Source organism: Paenibacillus sp. FSL H8-0332, from assembly GCF_037963835.1.
In the GTDB taxonomy this organism is placed as follows: Bacteria; Bacillota; Bacilli; order Paenibacillales; family Paenibacillaceae; genus Paenibacillus_AQ; species Paenibacillus_AQ rhizoplanae.
The window spans coordinates 4,520,645-4,540,533 of sequence record NZ_CP150145.1; the positions used below are offsets into that span (position 1 = coordinate 4,520,645).

Genomic DNA, 19,889 nt, shown 5'->3' on the forward strand with positions numbered 1-19,889 from the left:
TATCCTTTTTTTATACAGCTTATGGAATGTATGAGAAAAGGAAAAAGCCGTCCCCTGTATGGTATCACCGTGTAAGGGACAGCTTGTGCAGATACAGCTTATGGTATAGCGCCGGTACACCGGGCGTTATCTCTTAGGGGGATGCTAGTGGTTATCTACTACGCCAAGCGCCTTGTTCTTCTCCTTGAACCGGTCATTATGCGAGGACACGTAGGCCACCTTCTCGGCCGTAGGGTCCATATACAGCTTCGCGCTGTTCAGGGCAAGCACCGCATCGGTGAACGTGCCGGCAATGAGTCTTACCTTACTCTCATAGTCCACGAAGTCTCCGGCCGCGAAGACGCCGGGCAGATTGGTCTCCAGCTTCCCGCTGACGTTCGCACACCATTCTCCCATGTCCAGCCCCCAGTCCTTGAGCGGACCGAAGTCGCTTCTCAGCCCGTGGTTGACAATGACGGCATCGACTGCAAGCTGCTCATGCTCCCCGGTCTGAATATGGCAGACGGTCACCTGATCGATCTGCTCGCCGTCACTGCTGTGCAGTTGGCTTACCGCACAAGGCACGCGCACATCCACGGAGGAAGCTTTCATCCGGGCAATATTCTTCTCATGCCCGCCGAACTGCTCCCGGCGGTGCACCACGGTTACACTCGCAGCAATTCCCTCCAGCTCATTCGCCCAGTCTACTGCGGAATCGCCGCCGCCCGAGATCAATACCCGCTTGCCGCGGAAGGGCTCCAGCTCCTGTACCGTGTAGTGCAGGTTCGTCACCTCGTAACGGTCCGCGCCTTCAATCTCCAGCTTCGCCATCTGCAGAATACCATATCCGATGGTGAGAATGACGGTACGGGTCCAGTGCTGCTCGCCTGTTGCCGAGGTCAGAATATACGTTCCGTCCTCCTGGCGGGCCTGATGAACAATCTGCTGTCCGAAAACGATGGTAGGATCGAAGGTACGCGCCTGCTCTGCCAGCTGATCAATTAACTGGCGGCAGAGAATAGGTGTTACTCCTCCGACATCCCAGATCATCTTCTCAGGATAGATTAGCATTCTGCCGCCCAGCTCATCCTTCGCTTCAATCAGCTTGGTCTTCAGATCCCTCATTCCGCTATAGAACGCTGTATACATGCCTGCGGGACCCCCGCCAATAATCGTCACATCGTATAATTCCATTGATTCGTTCATTGATATCCCTCCAAGGTCTGGTTGTATTTAAGATTTGGTACGGGCCAGAAGATACAGAAAGTATGGAGCGCCGATTACAGCTACCACAATGCCGGTAGGAATCTCGGACGGCTGCAGAATCCACCGCCCGATCGTATCTGCCGCAATGACAAGCAGCGCGCCGATCAGCGCCGAGGCGGGCAGCATCAGCTGATGCTTCGGTCCGACCAGCCGCCGTGCCAGATGCGGGCCGACCAGCCCGACGAAGCCGATGCCGCCGCTGACCGCTACGCTCGATGCCGCAAGGCCGACCGCCGCTGCCAGCAGGCGGAACTGCTCTTTGCTAACATGGGCGCCGAGTCCGGTCGCCGTCTGCTCGCCCAGATTAAGTACATTCATCACCCGTGCCTTGTAGAAGACATAAGGCAGGAGAATCACAATCCAGGGCAGCAGGGACAAGACAAACTTCCAGCTTGTGCCCCAGATGCTGCCGGCCAGCCACGTAGCGACGAATTGATACTTGTCCGGGTCAAGGCGAAGCGTCAGCACGATCATCGCCGCGCTCATGCCTGCCGCCACTGCGACCCCGGTAAGCAGCAGCCGGATCGGCGCAATGCCCTGATGCCGCTTGTAGGCGAGGCTATAGATCAGAGCGGCAGTGCAGGCCGCCCCGGCAAAAGCAACAACAGGCAGCAGATAGACCGGTGCCGCCGAGGTCGTCGGATAGAAAGAGATCAGCAGCATGACCATCAGCCCGGCCCCGGCATTAATGCCGAGAATGCCCGGATCGGCCAGATCATTGCGGAAGACCCCCTGCATCACCGCGCCGGATACGGCAAGTGCAGTCCCGATCAAGAGAGAGATGACAATTCGCGGCAGGCGGAACTGGAACAGAATCAGCTCCTGCTTCTCCGTCCCCTTGCCGACCAGCGTATTGAGCAGCTCAAGTGGAGTAAGCCTTATGTATCCTGTATTCACACTTATAATGAACATCATCACAATCAGAACGGCCAGCACGCCAATCACCTTCAGGCCGTGCTTACGCCTTGTATCTTCTGTAGAAATTATCTTATGGCTCTGCATCTTTACAGCTCCCTTCTTTCTTTTCGGGCCAGATACAGGAAGAACGGTACCCCAATCAACGCTATAATCGCACCCACCGGCGTTTCATGCGGCGGGTTGATCATCCGGGCCGTCAGATCGCCCCCGACTACCAGCAGCGCACCCAGCACCGCAGAACAGGGAATGATCCATCTGTAATCCACGCCGACCAGATAGCGCGTCAGATGGGGGATAATCAGGCCGACGAACCCTACGGCTCCCACTACAGCTACCGAGGCTCCGGCCAGAATCAGAACAACTAGAGTACCGGCCAATTTCACCAGCCCCGTACGTTGCCCAAGCCCCCGTGCAATATCCTCACCCAGGCTGAGCATCGTAATCGAACGGGACAGCACAATGGCTCCGAGGAGAGCCGCGATCACCCAAGGGGCCATAATCTGAAGCTGGAGCCACTTCGTTCCGGCCAAGCCGCCGGCATACCAGAAGGCAAGATCTTGTCCGATCCGGAAATACAGGGCGATGCCTTCACTTAAAGCCGATAGCAGCGCACTGAGGGCAGCACCTGCCAATACCAGCCTGGCCGGGGTTAGCCCGCCCTTCGCCAGCGAGCCTACACCGTAGACAATTCCCGCTCCGGCTCCGGCACCAACGAAGGAATAGAGAATGAGATACATGAACGGTAATCCCGGAAAAAAGGCAAAGCAGACGGCCAGCGCAAAGCCTGCTCCAGAGTTAATGCCCATCAGTCCCGAATCCGCGAGCGGATTACGGGTCATCCCCTGCATAACGGCTCCAGCCACAGCGAGGCTGGCCCCCACCATTACGCCGCCGAGCACACGCGGCAGCCTAAGCTCGCGGATGATCTGATGCTCGGTAATATCGGGATTGAAATGAAAGACTGCGGTCCAGACGACAGACAGCTTAATATCTGCTGCCCCAAACGATACGGATATAGCTATGCCAAGCGCCAGCGCAATCAGACCGCCGATAAGAATTAATGTTGCCGTCCAGGGACGGGACCGCAGCTTCAGTGGTTTTGCCTTTTGATCCAGCCCGCTCCCGGACACTGCCTGATGATTCATGAATGTCACCTGTTTCTTTGAAATTGATTCTCATTATCATTATCATATTGTAAAGGAACAGGCCAAGGTTTGGCAATGGACAAAAATAAATAACAACAGCCTATGCTCCCCATTCCATCCTGTTAGAGATGAATCTGGAGCATAGGCTGTTAAGTTGGCTGTTAGATGAGTGCTACACATTCTGAAGCGTACCGCCGAATATTTTGCGGATATACCCTTGCAGCTTGCCGATATGCGGCACGAAGAGGCTTTTGTCATACACATAATTGGATTGGGTTACCAGCTGTGAATAGAGCAGGAAGAGAATGGCTGCAAGCTCCCGGTCAATCTGCCGCTCATGCTCCAGCAGGGCATAGGTCTCATCCAGCGCCTCATACAGCTGAAGCAGAGCCGCTTCGTTAAGGGTCTTGCGGCGCAGCGGTACAAGGATATCTGTAGCAATAGCATCAATCCGCAGAGTAACAGCTGCCAGTCTCTCGTTCACACGATCGCCTCCTGCAGTGACTGAATGGTTAAGTGCTTGCTTACTACCATCCTATGTCTGCCGGACCCCTGGCATGCCTGGGCTGCGGGATCAGCTACCTCTACCTCGTGTAATCCTCGTATTCGTCTCTCCTGTTCAGCTTGGAGTACATATATTCATCATTCTTCAGCTTATAGAGCTGGCCCATGGCACCAAAGATCAACAGCAGTACTACAATTAGACCATAGGCATAGATAAACTGGTTGAAATAGAAGCACAATACAATGGCTGCAAAGGTCATAAGCAGCAGTGCAAGTGCGATCCGGCTCAAAATTCTCTTCATCAGGGTTCCTCCGCAGAAATTTTTAGTCTCAATCTATCATAATCTGCGGATGAATGTTGTCGAACGCTGTCATTTAGATTAATTTAGAGAGTACTGTTCCCGCCAGCAGCTCCCCGAGCGTCTTATCCAGCGGCAGCGGCTTGTTGCCCAGGCAGGTGCGGAGCGCGGTCAGCAGCACCCGTACATCATATTTGCTCGGATGGACGGGAATCACCTCTTTGTCCAGCGCCAGCAGATTGTAGACGGCCATCATTGCGGAGCGGACCGAATATTCCACGGTGAACACGCAGTCGTCCGGCACTTCGGCGAACTGGCCGAGGAAGGCCAGATTCACACTGCCCTGCGGCACGACCTGCGGACGGTCACCAAGAACGCGCGGCATGAACTGCGCAGTGATATAAGGCATCATACAAGGGATGACATTAGTGGTATGCTCCAGAATCTCGGGAATGCGGTCCGCAAGGCCCATATGGTAGCACAGTTCCTCCAGCAGCTCGCGTCCGGTGCAGTCGCTCATTTTTTTCTTGATATAGTCACCTTCGGCATCCGGGAACAGGCCATACGCCCACAGCACCTTCACGTTGTCCGGCTGGTTGATGAAATGAGGCTGCTTCGGTGCGGTCCAGGACATCATCCAGCTGGAGTCTTTGATCGTCACCACGCCGCCCATGCCGGGAGCATCTCCCGTCAGCTCCAGCAGATAAGGGAATACAATCTCATCATCGGTAAAAGTCATCGTGAACGACAACCATTTGGACTTGTCGATATCCCCGCAGAACACCTCGGGACGGCCGAAATCCGGGGATTTAGCAGCAAGCTTACCCCACAGGCTCCAGCAGCCGCGTTCTGTAACAGACCGGTTCAGCACAGCCGGATGGTTCAGATCGCCCACAGTAGAATTCTCTGTCATTGAGCCGTTCGTGACCATGATCAGATCCCCGCGTGTCACCGGAATTGTCTTCGGGGAGCCGTTCACCTGCACCTGAATCGCGGTTACAACTTTCTCCTCACCATTGATGCTAAGCTCCAGATCCGTGACCTGATGCCCTTTGTCAAAATGAACGCCCTCACGCTCCAGCCACTTCATCAGCGGCAGGATCAGCGAGTCGAACTGGTTGTATTCGGTGTGCAAAATTCCTTTCAGCTGGTTCATCCCGGAGATCAGGTGCATGAACCGCTCCATATAACGCTTCACCTCCACTACGCTATGCCAATTCTCGAAGGCGAACATGGAGCGCCAGAAATACCAGAAATTCGTCTCCAGGAAGCTCGGGTCAAAAAACTGCTCAATCGTCACCGCGCCCAGTCTCTCTTCGGTAGCCAGCGTCAGCTTGCCTAATTGCAGCGCATGTGCGGTTGAGAGTCCAAGCGAGGAGAAGTCGGCGGGGGTGCCTTGCTTTTCCACCAGACGGCAATGCGATTCAATCGGTTCAGCCAGATTCAGCTCCCGGAATTCATCCAGCACTGTCCGGTCCGGATTGGTCAGGGAAGGGATGAAGCCGAACAGCTCCATGAAGCACTCGAAGTGCTCTTCAATCTCGCGTCCGCCCCGGGCGCTGTAACCGTCCTTGGCATTGCCCGCCCCATCCATGGAACCGCCGTATACAGCCGATTGCTCCAGAATATGAATATTCCGGCCGGGCATATGCCCGTCGCGGATCAGGAATGCCGCCGCCGACAGGGAGCCGATTCCTCCTCCAACGAGATAAGCCTTGCGTGAAGCGATGCCTTCCTGTACCTGCGGATGAATTCTTTGATATATACCCATGTGTCCTCTTCCTTCCATGATCAGGGGATAAGTGCCTGCTAACTGCCTTCACTATACCCGCCGTGAATCAGGGATTCTATGGACAGCCGGGCGCTACTGTCTAGGGATTACACATCCGCCGGACATTGTGTCATGAATTCACCGGATGAACCGCAGTCTGATAATGCTCAAGCCCACGGGCAATGCATCCGTCCATAATCCGCGATACTTTGTCCACTACCCCGGCCGGATCTGTATTCGCCCCTGCTTTGAGCCAGTGGATCACCTGTTCAAGGATGCCCAGCGTGTAGAAATCGGCTATATCCAGTCTGGCCTGCATTCTCACAGGCTCTGGAATCTGCTCCTGTCCGGGCCACGCCTGCCCGTCCAGCTCCTCCACTACGCTGATCATGACGCGGTAAATCACCCCGTACAGGAACTCTTCCAGATGCTCGCGTCCCAGCGAATGGAAGGTATTCAGACAGATGGTTTTGTTATTTACGGTGTAGCGCAGGACGCTTAGGAACCCTTGCTTCCAGCCCGCCCAACAGCAGTATTGGTCCAGTCCTTCAATCACTTCTGACTTGTAGATCCAGCCGAGCAGCTCATAGATATCCTGAAAATGATTATAAAACGTATGGCGGGTCACCCCGCAATCCGCCGTGAGCTGTTGGATCGTTATTTTATTCAGCGGCCTTGTGAGCATAAGCTTCTTCAGGGACCGGGCTAACGCGTTCTTCGTTAAAAGGGAATTGGACATCTCTTCCTCCTGAACATTCGGATTTAATATTCCAATTATAACCAATTGCGAGTTTGTTTTCACCCTGCCTGCTCCGCAGCTCTCGTTACTCCCGCTCGCCGAGCCGGACCGCATAGGTCTTATATCCTGCTTCGCTAATCTCCAGGCAGTTCAGCTGCTCCCCGTACACGCAGCCGCCGTCGATGCCTATTTTATCGCCCAGCGGACTGAACCAGACTCCTGCGCCGTCCTGCATATCTACCGTAGAGGTATGGCCGAAGACGACCGTCTTCTCCGTAGAAGTAACAGGATGATTGTAGAAAGGCTCCCGAATCCAGATAAAATCATACTCCCGCTGGGTCCGCCAGTCGGCAAGGGAAGGATCAATGCCCGCATGAACGAACAGATGGGTCTCCGTCTCATAGTAGTAGGGCAGCGAACCCAGAAAATCCAGATGCTCCTTATACTCCGTACGCATGAACCGCTTCATCTCCGTATAATCCCTCCAGCCTGAATCCGGGTGCAGCAGCACCGAATCCCGGCCTCCGCAATAGCTCAGCAGGGTATGGAATCCCCCATTCGTAATCCAGTGGGTATCCCGCTTATCATCCTCTCCCGCCAGCGCATCGCAGGCCATCTGATCATGGTTCCCCCGCAGCACAATAACGCCATCTGATTCAGCAAGCCGCTTCACCTGTTCCACGACCGCCCTACTGTCCGGCCCTCTGTCCACATAATCGCCCAGCAGGATCAATTGATCCCCGGAGGGGTCATACTCCGCCCGGCGGAGCAGCAGGTTGAATTCCTCTATACAGCCGTGAATGTCACTGATCACTAATGTTCTGATGCCGCTCCCCTCCTTCTTCAGATGAAACTATTATACTATATAAGCATAAGGCGCACTTCATAAGGCATAAGACACACGATTTCCTAAAAACCAAAAAAGAGGTTCACCCGCTAAGCGTTCAGCTTAGCAGGGAACCTCCCTCCCGGTTACTTTCTATTCCTTCCGCGCGGATGACGGATGCTGTACTGGCTGTTCCGCAGCGCGGTCCCAGCGCCAGAGGGCATCATGCCCCACCAGATGCAGGCCGCCGTACCATTCATCGATACTTTGCAGCTGTAACCGGTCGGCTGCTCCGGCCAACACCTGCTCTCCCCATGCAGTCAGCGTAACGCTGCGGTGCAGGAATTCCGGTACTTCCCTGTAATCTGTTAGTTCTGACGCACCCTCAATCTCAAGCAGAGGCTGCTTCCCGGCCGTAATTGTGCGCAGGACCTTCCAGTATTCCGTATCGCCCATGCCAAGCCGGTGCAGCTCATCCGTAACCTGGCGGAACAGCTTAAGCGGCGTATCCATACCATTAGCCACAGCTTGGAGGGTGGTTTGTTCGACAATACCGAGTCCATTCTCTACGGAAGGCAGGCGGGAGAGATGGGCCTTGAAGGCATCATAGGCATAACTAAGCGCGCCCCCCGCAAGCTCCTCCCTCTTCGCCACAAGCAGATCCGCCAGCTCGCGGGGATCGGCAGCGGCGTAGGCCTCCCACAGCAGGCTCCCAAGCTGCAGCTCCTTGCGGCCAATATTCCGCCAGGTTCCCGCTAGGGTGCTAAGCTGAGCTTCCGTCAGCTGTCCCAGACCATGGAACAGCTCAATCCCGGGGAATTCTCCGATGCAGAGCAGGCTCAGCTTGGTGTTGCCCGGCTTTTGCCCATTGAACCAGTGTAATAGATAGGCCAGCATACTCTGGTCGAACAGATCATGCTCGAACCACAGCACCACCTCATCATACTGGCGGAATCCGCTAATCCTCCGCTCCTGCTCCGCACAGCCCGCCAGATATTCAGCTGCCGGAATGCCCATCGTGGCCTGTAGCACCTCAGCCCGCAGCAGCCGATTCTGCTGTGCCGCCGGATCTATGAATATCGGCCCCGCCGAATAGATTTCTCTCCACACCAGCACCTCCCCCTGGACAATTCCCTGCTTCAACTTATCTCCCACCGTGTCACCATTCACAATATGCAGCATACGTGCTCCCCCTTCATGTAATAGATGAAATGCAGCAGCCAGATCGGCAACAGGTAAAGCGCCCTTCAGCTTTCGTCTGCCGTCATACAGCCTTTTCTTCAGCGTAGCGACGGGAAGACCCAGATACACGGAAATCTCCTGAAGCGAATACCCGTAAAAGTAGAACAATTGCAGCGGTACCCGCAGCTTGGCGGACAATTCCGCCACTGACCTGTGCAGCACCTGTGTCCATTCCCGGTATTCAACAATCTCCGCTGCGCCGGGGGATGATCCGGCAACCTGCTCCGCTGCCTCCAGAGGCAGAATTGTCTCTGTCTTACGCCGCAGCAGCCGGTGGCATTGTCTGACCACGATCGTTTTGAACCATCCCGGGAACGCGGCCGGCTCCTGAAGGCTGCCAAGATTCATATACGCCTCCAGCAAGGCTTCCTGCACCGCGTCTTCCGCAAGCTGCACATCGCTGAGCATATCGTAGGCCACTACGTAAGCCATCCCCCGCACATGCCCGCTAAGCTCCCGGAAGGCTTCGGCGTCACCCTTCTGCGCTTGTTCAATCCACTGTTGCATCCGTCTACCGAACCTCATTTCTGTAAGTGTTTATCACGTTACATTACTAAGTGCCATGCAGGGCGAAAAAGGTTACAAATAAGGCTCCAGATCAGAACGAATCCACCCGTTTCACAGCCTAAATTAATTGACCAGTGTTAGGTTTATATTTTGAAAAATTAAATTTTCAAAAACTAAATTTATTTAAATTAATTTTTAATAATATGTGTTAATATTATTTCATTTAGCCAATACAAACTATCAGGAGGCGTTACATTGAACCATAGACCCGGCAAGCTTCTTCTTTCCACACTCATGATAGCAACCACACTATTCACTCCGCTGGGAACTGCTCTCGGTGCTTCGGCACCTTCGTTAACAGGCATCACAGGCCACTGGGCACAGGGCGAGGTTACAGATTGGGTTGAAAAAGGCTTCATTCAGGGATACGCCGACGGCAGCTTCAAACCGGACAACAGTCTGAAAAGATCAGAATTCATGGCGCTCATCAACCGTGCCTTCGGATTCACCGAGACGGCACCTGTGGCCTATAAGGATCTCTCTGCAAGCAACTGGGCGTACACCGAGGTTGCCAAAGCGGTAAAAGCCGGATATATCAGCGGATATTCAGATGGTACCATCGGTACCGGCAAGACGATCAGCAGACAGGAAGCCGCAGTAATCATCAACCGGTTGTTGAAGCTGGATGCCGCTAAGACCGGTGCTCTTTTCAGCGATTCCAAGGATATTGCCGCCTGGGCACTGGATTCTGTCAACGCCGTGGCTGCGGCAGGAGTCATGAAGGGTTACTCCGAAGATAACAGCTTCAGACCTGGCAGGGATATTACCCGCGCGGAAGCCGTAGTGTCCTTAACACGCACCAAAGTTATTGAGGAGGCTCCGGCTATTACTCCTGGGAATGGTGGAGGCACACCTTCAGCAACCACTTCACCGACAGTTAGACCAACCGTCACACCAACTGCTACACCTACCCCTGTTCGAAGCACCTTTGTCCCTGCCGATCCAACGTCTACGCCTACAGCTACACCAGTAACGACACCAACACCTGAAGTTACACCTACACCAGAACCTTCACCAGTTCCTACACCAGCACCTACTCCTGATCCGGGTGATACGTCAGCCCCTCTACTTACCAGTGTGACCCTTGGAGCGGTTACTGTAGGAGATAATGTATACGGAACAAGCAACGAAGCGGGTTATTTGTATCTGGTCCCTTCCACAGTTGTCGGAACTACAACGGATCTGGAAGCTTCCATTCATGCTGCTCTGGGTAAAAAGCTGGCGGTAACCGCCTCCGTCTATTCCCCGCTGAATACGCAGGGTCTGCCCGCCGGTCATTATGTTGTGTATGCTGTAGATGGCTCCGGCAATATCTCGGCCCCTTCCAGCACGATTGAGGTTAAAGCGATTGAGCTGACTATAGGGCTTCCCGCCTCCTTGACGGAGTCCAAAACCTATGACGGCACTGCCTCAGCAGCAGTAACCGCAAATTCGCTGACCGGTGTGCTTAGCGGTGACGATGTTGAAGTGCAGGCCTCTGCTTCCTACAGCAGCGCGGCGCTTGGGGTTAACAAGACGATAACCGTTACCTATTCAATAAGCGGAGCACAAGCAGCCAGCTATCTTGCACCCGCTCCCTATATCGTGAATACGGGCAGCATCGCACTCCATCCATTAACCATCGAAGCTCCGAATTTGACCTTGGCGAAGTTCAAGGACGGAACCACGGCAGCAGCGGTGACTCCAGGACAGCTTATTGGGGTAGTTCCCGGGGAAAATGTCACTGTGAGCGCCGTTGCCAACTATGACACATCATCCATTGGGACGAACAAGACCATAACTGTAGTCTATACACTTAGCGGAGCAGATGCAGGCAATTATATAGCACCTGCGAGCTACATTGTCACTAACGGGGAAATTGACCGGGATCAGATCACACGCTCCAGAGTCTATGACGGAACTACCGCAGCGGCAGTGATTGTCGGTGCTGTAACCGGTGATATCGACGGGGATGATGTAACCGTGCATGCCGCCGGGACCTACGACACTCCTAACGCGGGAGTGAACAAAATCATCACCATCTCCTACACCTTAACAGGAGCAGATGCAGGTAACTATTCTCCACCTGTCAGCTATACCATTAACACAGGTATTATTACTGCCTTGCAGCTCGACATTACAGCACCAGTAATCACAGAATCCAAGACCTACGATGGAAATACATCGGCCCAGATCACTCCAGGTACCCTGATCGGAGTCATTCCTGGCGATGATGTCACAGTCAGTGCAACAGCAGCTTACAACGATGCTGCTGTCGGCAGCGGCAAACTCATCACTGTGGTCTACACCTTATCCGGCGAAGATGCCGGCAACTACTTGGCACCCGGTAATTACATGATCTCAACAGGTGCGATTGTAGCGCCTTAGGCAGAGATCTGTGAACACATGGTAAAAGATAAAAGCGTCCCGCAAGCCGCGAACTGGCTGGTTGGGGCGCTTTTTGTTATGGTTGGCTGTCGCTGGTTAGCGTAGGCTACAAGTCAGTAATGAATTCGGGCGGAATATAGTCCGCGAGCCAAATATTATGATTTCCGTGGTAGAACATGATTCCTTCCTGTGCGGCCCGCCCGGCATCGATGGTTAAAATCACAGGGCTTGAGTCCTTGCGTCCTCCCACCAGCTTGGCTGTATCCGTATCCACCGAGAAATGAACATACTGCCTCTTCATCGGTTTCAGGCCTTCATGCAGAATCGTCTCCACCCATTGCCTGGCTGTACCGTGGTACAGAATGGGGGGCGGAGTTTCATTTTGCTTGATTATTTTTTGCGGGACAGAGTGACCATACAACGCCCTTATTCTGCCCTCCGCAAGCTCATGCCGCTCCTTATCCGATGCTGCGATCATCTTGTCCAGATCCTCTGCACCAACCGATTCCCACTTCTTGTCCTGATGCAGCGAGTGGAGCAGTTGTTCAATATCCACCCATCCTTGTTCATCCAACTCCAGTTCATATTCCCACGGTGCGTGACGCAGGGCGTAGGAGACCTCTTTGCTGAGCTTTGCATAATCCATTGGCTTTAGCCCTCCATATTCACTTGGCATTGTTGTTAGTTGTCCCAATCATCGATTGTTACGAGTTTAGCCTAGTTTAGCATATGGGGAGCTTCCGGCATAACCATGAGCAAGGGCAGCTTATAAGGCGGATATGGCGAAGCACGCTTACTCAGAAGCCGCTATGTAACCGGATTCCGCTTGATTAGGAGCCGAAAAGACGCAAAAAGCCGCCCCTCTAGGGGGCGGCCCGCCTTGCACCCGTCACTGTACATCACATACTTAACCTCGCTAAGCACTACAGTTAACCCGACTGCTGTATCGAACTTACTGAGCTGCGGCAGTATCAGCCGAGACGCGCTGTAACTTCCACCCTTACTGCGCAATCTGCTCGCGGATGTTCGCGAGGATCTTCTTCTCCAGCCGCGACACCTGCACCTGCGAGATGCCGAGGCGGCTGGCGACTTCGGACTGGGTCTGATCGCGGTAATAACGCAGATACACGATCAGACGCTCGCGCTCGGTTAGAGCACCGATGGCCTCGTTCAAGGCCAGCTTGTCGAACCAGCGCTCCTGCGACTCGTCGGCGATCTGGTCGATCAGCGTGATCGGATCGCCATCGTTCTCGAAGACGGTCTCGTGGATCGAAGTCGGCGGCTTGTTGGCCTCCTGGGCGAAGACGATTTCTTCGGGTGTGACGCCCAGCGCTTCGGCCACTTCACCGATGGTCGGGAGGCGGTCGAGCGTTTTGGACATCTCATCCTTCATCTTACGCACCTTGTTGGCCATTTCCTTCAGCGAGCGGCTGACCTTGAGCGTACCGTCATCGCGGAGGAACCGCTGAATCTCGCCGATAATCATCGGCACCGCATAGGTGGAGAACTTGACCTCATAGCTGAGGTCGAATTTATCAACGGACTTCAGCAGCCCGATACAGCCGATCTGGAACAAATCATCCGGTTCATACCCGCGGTTCATAAACCGCTGCACCACCGACCAGACGAGACGGATATTGCAGTTGACCAGCGTGTCGCGGGCCGTATGGTCCCCGGCTTGACTGAGCGCGATTAGACGTTTGACCTCCGCATCGTCCAAATAGGTCGGCGGAGCTTTTTTCGACTCTGCTTCCATGGCTCCAACCCCTAATTGTATAAAGCTTTTTTCGAGACGATGGTTTTCTTCATGGAGATTGAGGTTCCGCGTCCCGGTTCACTGGTTACCTCGAAATGATCCATGAAATTCTCCATAATGGTGAAGCCCATACCCGACCGCTCCAGCTCCGGCTTCGAGGTATATAGCGGCTGCTGGGCCAGCTCCAGATCCTCAATGCCCCGGCCCTTATCCTCAATCGTCAGATGCACGGTCTCATTGTCGAGCGAAGCGGATATGCTGACAATGCCTGTGGAATCGCTGTCGTACCCGTGGATAATACAGTTGGTGACGGCCTCCGAGACTACCGTCTTCAGGTCATTCAGCTCCTCCATCGTCGGGTCGAGCCGGGAGACAAAGGCGGCTACCACGACACGCGCAAACGATTCATTTTCCGACAGCGCGGCAAACTGGACACTCATGAAGTTACGAGCTTCGCTACTAGTCATAACGCAACCTCCAAATCCGAGAGTGCGGCGCTCTCGTCGTCATATAGGGGCATGATTTTGAACAGGCCTGACATTTCCAGCAGGCGCTTCACGGGCGCTGTGGCATCGCAGACTGCCATCTTGCCGCCTTTGCTGCGGATCAGCTTGTACCTTCCCAGAATGACTCCGAGGCCCGAGCTGTCCATGAACTGCAGCTCCTTCAGGCTGAGGATCAGATGCTCCACCTGACCCCGCATAATCGCTTCATCCATATCCATACGTACATAATCGGCTGCGTGATGATCCAGTTCCCCGGACAACCGGACAATCAGCACACCCCGGTGATGCTCCATCTCCACATGAGAATTCATACTTGCCACTCTCCTCTTCGTTGCTTGGACAACCGCCCTGTAACAATTTCTTTCCCCTACAAGGACAAGGTTTCTACACCGCAATTGAGGATTCCTGCCTCACGACAAAACTAGAAGAAAACCCCTAAGAACTTACACGAAGCACGCGATCAATCTACAAAATACAAGAAATTAATCATTCGTAAACATAGCACCCGTTGCCCGCTTGAACAGCTTCCACCAGCCTGCCTTGGCGATACTCTCTCCTGCCTTCAGCTCATATTCCTTCAGAATACCGGTTCCCTGGTAGACTACCAGCTTGCCGACCGTCTGGCCTTCGGCCACCGGAGCCTTCACCTGCTCATTCAGCACCACCTCATGGCGGATACCCTCCTGGGTCACGCCTTTGCGGAGCAGCACACTATAGTCTTCCTTCGCCACCAGCGGCAGCTGCGACTTCACGCCCTTCTCAATCCTTACCGTGCCGATGGTGTCGCCTTCCTTGTGAATCGTATGCAATTTATATTGGGAAAAGAGGTAATCGAACATCGCCGAGACCTCGCTGTTGCGGGTCTTGGTGTTCGGCTCGCCCAGCACCACCGCTACAGCGCGCAGGCCGTCTCTGGCCGCTGTCGCGGACAAGCAGAACTTCGCTTCGGACGTATATCCCGTCTTCAGCCCGTCAGCCCCCGTGTAGAACCGCACAAGCTTGTTGGTGTTGACCAGCCAGAACGGCTTGGTGGAATCCTTGCGCAGGTAATCCTGATAAGAGCCGGTGTATTTGATAATCTGCTCATGCTTCAGCAGCTCCCGGCTAATGACGGCAATGTCATGCGCAGAGGAATAATGATTCGCAGCCGGCAAGCCGTTACAGTTGGCGAAATGAGTATCCTTCAGGCCCAGGTCCTGCGCCTTCTGGTTCATCAGATCGACGAAGGCGCTCTCCGAGCCGGCGATTTTCTCCGCCATGGCTACGGAAGCATCATTGCCGGAGGCCATCGCGATGCCCTTCAGCATATCGTCCACCGTCATTTCCTCACCCGGCTCCAGAAAAATCTGCGAACCGCCCATCGATGCCGCATACTCGCTGGTCCGCACCTTGTCGGTCAGCTGCAGTTTGCCCTCGTCCAGCGCCTCCACCGTCAGCAGCATGGTCATAATCTTGGTAATACTGGCCGGCGGAAGTTTATCATGGCTGTTCTTCTCGTAGATGACCGTGCCCGTGCTGGCATCCATGAGAATGGCAGAACGCGCCCCCGGCGCCAGCTCCGCAGCCGCCCCTCCGGCATTGCCGGAATTTGCGGTACCTTTGGCTTTTTCCTCGGCCCAGGCTCCTGTAGCGCCTCCCAGAACCGATACAGCAATACACAGCATAAGCGTAACATAACGAATTTTCCTCACAATGGTTCCCCTCCTGAACTTAACCTTCATTTCACAGGTACTGTGTTCCAGTTTCGTCAGAATGGCAGGAAATTATTCCATTTCATGCACAAAAAAAAGGGCCTCCCCCGGTATCTTCACAGATACTTGAGAAAGCCCCTTTCCGGTACTGCTATGAAAAGCTTAGCCGCCGATAGCCAAAGCGCTGAAAATAACAGGTCCCACCACTGTGGCAACGGAGCCGACATCCTGGTTCTCTACAATCAGCTGATAGTTCTGGACACCGGACGGGACGTTGATATCTACCATATGCAGCGAAATAATACCATCGTCATTGAAATTCTCCTCCAGCTCTACCCGTGCATAGAAGATTTCGGTGCCTGCCCGCCAGATGCGGACCAGCACATTGGGCGTATCCAGAGTAACATCCACGCCGATCGTGGCTTTCAGTTCCACCTTATTGGGGAAATGTCCTGGAACTGCGGGATCAATATAAACCGATGTCCCTGCAATCTGTATACCTGCCGGAGAAATAGGGACGGGGATGGAGACCCCGTTAGTAATAGGTGTAACTACGGATGCGTTATAATCCAAAAGTGTTTTGGCCATGCGTTATCACTCCTTTTCATATTCTACTAAAGTATATGAAAGATATGAAAAAGAGCTTGTGCATTTCTATTACTAGTTTCACCTATTTATTAACGTGCGTTACTATAATTCACTGCGGGACGGCTCCCGCCCTTATGCCCGAGATAGAGTCTGGAGAGTACCGGAGAGCGTACAGCCCAAATGGCCACGAGCAGCGGCACGCCCACCCCGAGCAGCGTAAAAGGAATCAGCCCGTAATCCGCACCAAGCAGATATTTCAGGCTGTAATTCAGCGGCAGATGGAGGTACATGATCGCAATAGAGTTGCGCCCCAGGCTGCCCATCCAGTCCAGCGGAACAAGCTTCGAGAGACGGTAGACAGCGGCGCAGATAGTCAATGAGATGAGCAGCGGCACGGCCAGATCGAGCAGCAGCGAAGTATACTCCTTGTATTTCATATTCAGGCTGTATTGAATGATTCCCCTCCGCTCCAACAGCAGCACCAGTCCGCTTAACGGGAGCAGCACCGGGAGCGCCGAATAGCGGCGGATCAGCGCAGGGATCACCTGTTTGCCGTAGAATCCGATCGCATAATAAGTAATGGCGAGCAGGGACACATCTGCATTCCAGGGAAGATTGAAGTTCCTGAGCGCGGTCAGGGAGATGAGATGTGACAGGAGATAAGCAGAAGCGATCAGGAGAAATTGCGTGCGGCGGGAATAACGGACAATGTATCCGAAGAGCAGCTGGGTGAACAGCAGGCAGGTGATGAACCAGAACACCCCGTAAGGGCCCGTGAGCGACAATCCCCCGTAGAGCAATCTCGCTATATTCTCGGCGAACCCTCGCACACTGAAGTTGAACAGCAGCAGCACTGCCGCAATCAGGAGTCCGTAGGCAAAATAGGGAGTCATCAGCCCCTTGGTCCGTTTGGCCGCCCAGCCCAAATACCGCCCGGGTTCAACCGGCTTAAATACAAGTCCGCTAAGCATGAAGAACAAAGGCATCCGGAACCAGGACAGATAATGATTCGCTGCCGCATCGCCGGAGTGGCCCATTACTACAAATATAATACTGAATCCCTTGGCGGCATCAATCCATAATTGTCGTGGTTTGTTCACGTTCTCCTCCCATCTCCTCCCAAATCAGTTTTAATTTAAAGTAATTATAAAAGGAATTGCTTTTATTTTCAAATTTCGATGAAATATTTCAGCGTTATTTCTGAAAGGATATTCCCTTAACAACGGAGAAAACCCTGTAAAAATAAGTCATTCTGCCTAGACGGGGGACGCCGTCCCATCCGGGTAAAAAATAGGGCTAAAGTCCGGCGGTGTTGCCGGTGACGTAGCGGGCAGGAAAAGCATCTGGTATGGTGCGGGGAAGTAGGAGGCGGGATGCCGAATGTGGTCTGTTTTCCGATTACATTTGGACCACACGCCTCCGCAGCGCCGAATGTGATCGGTTTTTCGATTACATTGGACCCACGCTACCCCGCAGCTCCGAATGTGGTCGGTTTTCCGATTACATTTGGACCACGCGCTTTCACGCCGCCAATTGTTATCGGTTTTTCAATTTGGGCAGATTTAGTTGTACTGGAGGCGCTGATTAATGAGTACCAGGAGTGTTGATTGGAAGATGGGGAGCACTGAGTACTTAGTGCCGGAAGCGTTAGACTGGTGGAGTGTTGTTAGCACGGAATTGCGTGGTTAGTGCGTTAGAATGGCGTGGCATCAGTAGCCTGGCAGACAGCGCAAGGGCCACCCGCTGCCGGATGGCCCCTCCTCACTTATTACTTAATATAAATGACAGGCCGCCTGATGGCCTGAATCCAGCTCCCGCAGCACCGGCGCTTCCGACTTGCAGCGGTCCATCGCATGCGGACAACGGGGGTGAAAGGCACAACCCGTGGGCGGTGTCTCCGGGTTCGGAACATCCCCGGTCAGGACGATACGCTGCTTCTTCGCTCCCGGATTCGGCACTGGAACGGCAGACATCAGCGCCTGGGTATACGGATGCAGCGGCTTCGCGAAGAGCGCCTTCGTTGGCGCAAGCTCGACAATCCGCCCCAGGTACATGACGGCCACCCGGTCGCTGATGAACTTCACGACCGACAGGTCATGCGAAATGAACATATAAGTAAGGCCGTATTGCTCCTGCAGATCCTGCATCAGATTCAGCACCTGGGCCTGGATGGAGACATCCAGGGCTGATACCGGCTCATCGCAGACTATGAACTTCGGATTCAGCGCAAGCGCACGGGCAATCCCGATCCGCTGCCGCTGGCCGCCGGAGAATTCATGGGGAAAACGGTGGGCCTGATAGGGGGACAGACCCACCACCTCCATTAGCTGTTCGACCCTGCTTCGCAGCTCACCGGCGGGAGCCGATCCGTGGGTACGGAGCGGTTCCTCCAGGATGCGCTGGACGGTCCAGCGGGGGTCGAGCGAAGCGTAAGGGTCCTGGAACACCATTTGCATATCGGTACGGAACCTGCGGAGCTGCTCGGTATTCAGGCTGCGCACATCGGTGCCGCCGAATATAATCTCGCCTTCTGTCGGCTCAATCAGCCGCAGAATGGCCCGTCCGGTGGTCGATTTCCCGCAGCCGGATTCTCCGACCACAGCCAGCGTCTCTCCCTGCTCAACGGATAAGGTAATGCCGTCAACGGCTTTGACTGCGCCGACCTGCTTAGAGAAGAAACCTTTGCGGATCGGATAATGTTTCTTCAGATTACGGACTTCCAGTAATGTGGTCATAGAACCCCCTCCTGCTGCAGGATACAGCGGCATGTGTGGCCCGGCTGCACCTCAAGCAGCTCCGGGAGCTGCTCCCGGCAGCGGTCCACCGCTACCGGACAACGCGGCGCGAACCGGCAGCCGGGCGGCAGGTTCGCCGGATTCGGCACCTGGCCCGGGATCGAGCTGAGGCGGTCCTCATCCCCCGCCAGCTGGGGCAGCGAAGCCAGCAGCCCTTGAGTATACGGGTGCAGCGGCTGGTTATACAGGGTAGCCACATCCGTCTCCTCGACAATCTGACCCGCATACATGATGACGACCCGGTCGCACATCTCGGCAACGACGCCCAGATCATGCGTGATCATCAGAATCGACATGCCTTCATTCTTTTGCAGATCCCGCATCAGATCGAGGATCTGCGCCTGAATCGTCACATCCAGCGCTGTCGTCGGCTCATCGGCAATGAGCAATTGGGGACTACAGACCATCGCCATCGCAATCATCACCCGCTGCCGCATCCCGCCGGAGAGCTGATGGGCATACTGCTGGGCAATCTTTTCCGGGCGGGGAATCCCCACCTTGCGCAGCATTTCCACCGCCCGCTCAGCCGCTTCCTTCTTGCTCAGTTTCAGATGGTAACGGGCGGATTCAGAGATCTGGCGCCCGATCTTAAACACCGGATTTAGCGAGGTCATCGGCTCCTGAAAAATCATCGCAATCCGGTTCCCCCGGATGCTCCGTACCTCTTTTACCGACATCTCCAGCATATCCTTGCCCTCAAAGCGGATGTGGCCGGAAGCAATCCGGCTGATCCGTTTGGGCAGCAGCTGCATGATGGAGAGTGAGGTAATGCTTTTGCCGCAGCCGGATTCACCTACAATGCCCAGCGTCTCTCCCTTGCGCACTGACAGACTGATGCCGTCCACCGCACGGATCGTACCCGCCGCTGTCTGAAATTCGGTGCATAGCCCTGATACTTCCAGCAGTTCTGTCATGATTGCCCCTCCCCCA

The 19,889-nt window shown here is 54.4% G+C and carries 20 protein-coding genes; 2 read left to right on the forward strand and 18 right to left on the reverse strand.

Annotated features, from left to right (window positions below):
* Nucleotides 1-144: 144 nt before the first annotated feature.
* The 9 genes from NST43_RS19605 to NST43_RS19645 all read right to left on the reverse strand — a co-directional run bounded on the left by NST43_RS19605 (nt 145) and on the right by NST43_RS19645 (nt 9,196).
* The gene (locus NST43_RS19605; protein WP_339218832.1) at nt 145-1,185 is read right to left on the reverse strand and encodes an NAD(P)/FAD-dependent oxidoreductase; all 1,041 of its coding nucleotides are present in this window, start codon (nt 1,183-1,185) and stop codon (nt 145-147) included.
* 27 nt (nt 1,186-1,212) lie between these two features.
* Complete coding sequence (locus NST43_RS19610; RefSeq protein ID WP_209984184.1) at nt 1,213-2,247, reverse strand: iron ABC transporter permease; 1,035 nt, start codon at nt 2,245-2,247, stop codon at nt 1,213-1,215.
* A gap of 2 nt (nt 2,248-2,249) precedes the next feature.
* Complete coding sequence (locus tag NST43_RS19615; RefSeq protein ID WP_209984187.1) at nt 2,250-3,308, reverse strand: iron ABC transporter permease; 1,059 nt, start codon at nt 3,306-3,308, stop codon at nt 2,250-2,252.
* Between the two features lie 172 nt (nt 3,309-3,480).
* The gene (locus NST43_RS19620; protein ID WP_209984188.1) at nt 3,481-3,792 is read right to left on the reverse strand and encodes a hypothetical protein; all 312 of its coding nucleotides are present in this window, start codon (nt 3,790-3,792) and stop codon (nt 3,481-3,483) included.
* A 100-nt stretch (nt 3,793-3,892) separates the two neighbouring features.
* A complete protein-coding gene (locus tag NST43_RS19625; RefSeq protein ID WP_209984191.1) occupies nt 3,893-4,114 on the reverse strand; it encodes a hypothetical protein in 222 nt (73 codons plus the stop codon).
* Between the two features lie 73 nt (nt 4,115-4,187).
* A complete protein-coding gene (locus NST43_RS19630) occupies nt 4,188-5,882 on the reverse strand; it encodes an oleate hydratase (RefSeq protein WP_209984194.1) in 1,695 nt (564 codons plus the stop codon).
* Between the two features lie 130 nt (nt 5,883-6,012).
* Entirely contained in the window at nt 6,013-6,621 is a 609-nt protein-coding gene (locus tag NST43_RS19635) for a TetR/AcrR family transcriptional regulator C-terminal domain-containing protein (RefSeq protein WP_339218835.1), read from the reverse strand.
* A gap of 85 nt (nt 6,622-6,706) precedes the next feature.
* The gene (locus NST43_RS19640; protein WP_339218836.1) at nt 6,707-7,435 is read right to left on the reverse strand and encodes a metallophosphoesterase family protein; all 729 of its coding nucleotides are present in this window, start codon (nt 7,433-7,435) and stop codon (nt 6,707-6,709) included.
* Between the two features lie 165 nt (nt 7,436-7,600).
* Nucleotides 7,601-9,196 (reverse strand): sigma-70 family RNA polymerase sigma factor, encoded by a 1,596-nt coding sequence (locus tag NST43_RS19645; RefSeq protein WP_339218837.1) that lies wholly within the window; start codon nt 9,194-9,196, stop codon nt 7,601-7,603.
* Nucleotides 9,197-9,451: 255 nt separating this feature from the next.
* Between NST43_RS19645 and NST43_RS19650 the strand changes: the two genes are divergently transcribed.
* Nucleotides 9,452-11,623, forward strand: coding sequence for a YDG domain-containing protein (locus tag NST43_RS19650; RefSeq protein ID WP_339218838.1), 2,172 nt, complete (start codon nt 9,452-9,454; stop codon nt 11,621-11,623).
* A 106-nt stretch (nt 11,624-11,729) separates the two neighbouring features.
* Here NST43_RS19650 and NST43_RS19655 read toward each other — a convergent pair whose 3' ends face one another.
* The 7 genes from NST43_RS19655 to NST43_RS19685 form a co-directional block, all read right to left on the reverse strand.
* On the reverse strand, nt 11,730-12,269 hold the full coding sequence (locus tag NST43_RS19655; protein WP_339218840.1) for an RNA 2'-phosphotransferase: 540 nt from the start codon (nt 12,267-12,269) through the stop codon (nt 11,730-11,732).
* Nucleotides 12,270-12,623: 354 nt separating this feature from the next.
* Entirely contained in the window at nt 12,624-13,379 is a 756-nt protein-coding gene (sigF, locus tag NST43_RS19660; protein WP_209984211.1) for an RNA polymerase sporulation sigma factor SigF, read from the reverse strand.
* Nucleotides 13,380-13,390: 11 nt separating this feature from the next.
* Entirely contained in the window at nt 13,391-13,846 is a 456-nt protein-coding gene (gene spoIIAB, locus NST43_RS19665) for an anti-sigma F factor (protein WP_339218841.1), read from the reverse strand.
* On the reverse strand, nt 13,843-14,196 hold the full coding sequence (gene spoIIAA, locus NST43_RS19670) for an anti-sigma F factor antagonist (protein ID WP_036727462.1): 354 nt from the start codon (nt 14,194-14,196) through the stop codon (nt 13,843-13,845). The genes spoIIAB and spoIIAA overlap by 4 nt, the downstream gene beginning before the upstream one ends.
* A 171-nt stretch (nt 14,197-14,367) precedes the next feature.
* Nucleotides 14,368-15,576, reverse strand: a complete 1,209-nt coding sequence (locus tag NST43_RS19675) for a D-alanyl-D-alanine carboxypeptidase family protein (RefSeq protein ID WP_339218844.1) — start codon at nt 15,574-15,576, stop codon at nt 14,368-14,370.
* Between the two features lie 162 nt (nt 15,577-15,738).
* A complete protein-coding gene (locus tag NST43_RS19680) occupies nt 15,739-16,164 on the reverse strand; it encodes a hypothetical protein (RefSeq protein WP_339218845.1) in 426 nt (141 codons plus the stop codon).
* Between the two features lie 89 nt (nt 16,165-16,253).
* Nucleotides 16,254-17,264 (reverse strand): acyltransferase family protein, encoded by a 1,011-nt coding sequence (locus tag NST43_RS19685; protein ID WP_339218847.1) that lies wholly within the window; start codon nt 17,262-17,264, stop codon nt 16,254-16,256.
* A gap of 273 nt (nt 17,265-17,537) precedes the next feature.
* Between NST43_RS19685 and NST43_RS19690 the strand changes: the two genes are divergently transcribed.
* Nucleotides 17,538-17,771, forward strand: a complete 234-nt coding sequence (locus NST43_RS19690; RefSeq protein ID WP_339218848.1) for a hypothetical protein — start codon at nt 17,538-17,540, stop codon at nt 17,769-17,771.
* 165 nt (nt 17,772-17,936) lie between these two features.
* Here the strand turns inward: NST43_RS19690 and NST43_RS19695 are convergent, their stop codons facing one another.
* Nucleotides 17,937-18,899: a dipeptide ABC transporter ATP-binding protein gene (locus tag NST43_RS19695; RefSeq protein ID WP_339218850.1), complete on the reverse strand. Its 963-nt coding sequence runs from the start codon at nt 18,897-18,899 to the stop codon at nt 17,937-17,939.
* A complete protein-coding gene (locus tag NST43_RS19700) occupies nt 18,896-19,873 on the reverse strand; it encodes an ABC transporter ATP-binding protein (RefSeq protein WP_209984225.1) in 978 nt (325 codons plus the stop codon). The genes NST43_RS19695 and NST43_RS19700 overlap by 4 nt, the downstream gene beginning before the upstream one ends.
* Between the last annotated feature and the right edge of the window lie 16 nt (nt 19,874-19,889).